The sequence below is a fragment of the Pseudocolwellia agarivorans genome (assembly GCF_002000085.1).
GTDB classification, from domain to species: Bacteria; Pseudomonadota; Gammaproteobacteria; order Enterobacterales; family Alteromonadaceae; genus Pseudocolwellia; species Pseudocolwellia agarivorans.
Window position 1 is genome coordinate 1 of the sequence record NZ_MUZU01000031.1, and the last position, 2,411, is coordinate 2,411.

The 2,411-nt window shown below is 34.5% G+C and carries 4 protein-coding genes; all 4 read right to left on the reverse strand.

Annotated features, from left to right (window positions below; translation table 11 throughout):
• Positions 1-203: 203 nt before the first annotated feature.
• The 4 genes from B0X80_RS20145 to B0X80_RS20160 all read right to left on the reverse strand — a co-directional run bounded on the left by B0X80_RS20145 (position 204) and on the right by B0X80_RS20160 (position 2,282).
• Positions 204-845: a hypothetical protein gene (locus B0X80_RS20145; protein WP_077343672.1), complete on the reverse strand. Its 642-nt coding sequence runs from the start codon at positions 843-845 to the stop codon at positions 204-206.
• A 117-nt stretch (positions 846-962) separates the two neighbouring features.
• Positions 963-1,391, reverse strand: a complete 429-nt coding sequence (locus B0X80_RS20150; protein ID WP_077343674.1) for a hypothetical protein — start codon at positions 1,389-1,391, stop codon at positions 963-965.
• A 103-nt stretch (positions 1,392-1,494) separates the two neighbouring features.
• Positions 1,495-1,836, reverse strand: a complete 342-nt coding sequence (locus tag B0X80_RS20155; protein WP_139345360.1) for a hypothetical protein — start codon at positions 1,834-1,836, stop codon at positions 1,495-1,497.
• Positions 1,837-1,952: 116 nt separating this feature from the next.
• Positions 1,953-2,282, reverse strand: a complete 330-nt coding sequence (locus B0X80_RS20160; RefSeq protein WP_077343678.1) for a hypothetical protein — start codon at positions 2,280-2,282, stop codon at positions 1,953-1,955.
• Positions 2,283-2,411 lie beyond the last annotated feature (129 nt).

Here is a 2,411-nt window from a genome sequence, read left to right on the forward strand (position 1 = left end):
GAAAGCCCCTCAGGCTGAACCATACAAGCATTAACAGTGAAAGATAACAATGTTAATACTAAGAAACTTAAAAACTTCACCACAACTCCTTTTGTAATATAACGCCTCATTCAGAGGCTAAAAATTGTTGGCTAAAATAGCGAGGCACGAGCAACGGCCAACTGTTTTTAGTCCTTTGCAATGCCTTGTTATGTTTTTAATTATTAATATCGTTTATATTCACTTATTACTTCTAAACCAATATTTATACGATTTAGACAAGTGTTTACGTTTTCCATAGACCAACCGTGCTGCTCTACTAAAAATTTACCAACATGTTCCCAATTAATATTTTTACGTGAATACCTAGCTACAGCACAAATAAATTTATTTAATCGACTAATATCATTTGGGTGATAACTCAATGGGTGATTATTTAAGTATGATTCAAAAGCTTTTCTTGGGATCTTGGCAGTGATAATTTCACTTAGCTCTGGGTTGATATTGGAAATACTTAGCTTAAGCTGTTTCTTTTTTTGTTTATTCCACTCTTTAACCGTTTTGTAAAATGCGGTCGCTATTTCGTTGTACTCTTTAGTTGAAATCCTACAGCTTTTCTCAGGTGTAATGTTAGATATTTGAATATGTTTTGCTTTTACTTCTGATAACGCAATCCCATGCAATTGACCATCGTAGCTATAAGTGAACACGCAACCAATGCTTTCGGGTAAAGCTAACGAATAACTTTTACTTTTTTCTTCATCGAAAACCCAATCGCTTTGTAGAGAGGAAAATTCTCGTAAATCATTGATGATAGATAAAGTATCTTTTTTAGAGCGAATATCTACTTCTGCGAAAATTTGCACCGCGCTCTCCTAAAAACATAACGCCACCTTAAGCGGCAAAAAATTGTTTGCTAAAATGTTGAACGGAGTGAAAACAGCAAACTATTTTTTGTCCGTTTAAAGGTCTTGTTATATTTTTTATTCGACTGACTGAAGTTGTTTAAATTTAGAGTGCCAAAGATAAGTTCCACGCATAGCATTAAAATACAAAGCTATAAAGATCATCGCCATAGGCAGCCCTTGTACCTCCCCTAAATCAGTCCATTGTATATATTTGGATGATAAAAAATATATGAACATGGATGTTGCCGCTACCCTAGATTTTTTGAAAATAAAGAAAACCATTATAAGCATTAAGATCAAATCTATAAACATAAGGGGATCTCCAAAGTATACTACTGTGGCATTTTCTGAGTTAGAAAACATACCAATTAGAACCATTAAAAGAGTCAAACCAATAGAAATAAGTCCTGCGACCCACCCATTTTTAATTGCGCTTAAGCAGGCTTCAGGTGTACTTATTTTTAGTTTTTGTAAAAAGGTTGGTTTAGTTTCTTCTGTACTCACAGTGATACTCCATTCGATGGGAAAATATAACGCCTCATTCAGAGGCAAATAAATGCTGGCTAAAATAAGCGAGGCACGAGCAAAAAGCCAGCTGTTATTTGTCCTACTGCAATGACTTGTTAGCATGCTGTATTACACGACTAACATAATTTTTTAGATTGAGTTTAACCTCTTTAGCTACACTGGACTTTTCATTACCAGATATTGTAGATATTACTTCAACCGTCCAGTTGTTATCTGAGCTTTCGTGATAATTAATAGTTAAAGAATCTGATAGCTCTTGAGGCGTTACACTAAATCTTTTAGCTGCTTTGTTTAACCAGTTCTTTTCATGCTGTTCAGCCATAAAACTGTTTAAGACACCTTCAATACTAGAGTCTGGAAAATAAGATAATTGCGACTGAGTAATTTCAATTTTTTGAACAGCTTCCACATTAAAATTCAATTCCCACCCAAAGAAACCGAATAGGTATTTCAATAAAATAATAAAACCTATAAATGTAACGAACCCATTACCTATTTTCTTTAACACCGTACTCTCCATTGCATGCTAACGCAGTTTTAAGCGGCAAATTGTAGTTGGCTAAAATAAGTGAGGAACGAACAAAAAGCCAACTGTAATTTGTCCGGCTTGAAAACCCTTGTTATGTTTTCACTACAAGAAAATACGCTATTATTTTTAAATAGTAAATCGATAAGGTAGTTACAAACTATAAGCAATATTATGGTCATGAATAGGAAGCCACCTATAAGGGTATAACTGCCAAACATTAACTCATTTTGTGCATAATGTATTTGTTGATCAGCGCCTGAGAAAACCTTAGTCGCAATAGCGCCATATACGCCTAAGAAAAGTATTCCAATTATGCCAAAGCCTATTTTTTTAAACATATGCTTGGATCATCCTGAAAACATAACGCCCAATTAATGGGCTTTTATTGCTGGCTATAATTAGGAACGAGCACAGCCAGCTGTAAAAGTCCCGTTCAATTGCTTGTTATATGACTGATAAACCTGAAC